Source organism: Mesorhizobium sp. M1A.T.Ca.IN.004.03.1.1 (assembly GCF_003997555.1).
In the GTDB taxonomy this organism is placed as follows: Bacteria; Pseudomonadota; Alphaproteobacteria; order Rhizobiales; family Rhizobiaceae; genus Mesorhizobium.
In genome coordinates, this window is sequence record NZ_RZTV01000252.1 from 1 (window position 1) to 277 (window position 277).

Here is a 277-nt window from a genome sequence, read left to right on the forward strand (position 1 = left end):
GAACTATCTCTGGAACCATCATCGCGACCGGAAAAACGGCGGCTATTTCTGGTCGCTTAACAATGACGGTCCGGTCGATTCCAACAAGCAGGGCTATGGCCATGCTTTCGTGCTGCTCGCCGCCTCCTCCGCAAAGACCATCGGCCATCCGCTTGCCGACGGCATGCTCAATGATATCACCGAGATCCTCAACACAAAGTTCTGGGAAGCCAAGCACGGCGCAATCGCGGAGGAATTCACCGCCGACTGGCAGCCGCTCGACGGCGGCGCCTATCGC

Annotated in this window: 1 protein-coding gene; it reads left to right on the forward strand. The window is 58.8% G+C overall.

Annotation, left to right across the window (positions count from 1 at the left end):
• On the forward strand, positions 1 to 277 hold a 277-nt coding region (locus tag EOD29_RS31575), incomplete at both ends, for an AGE family epimerase/isomerase (RefSeq protein WP_206520543.1).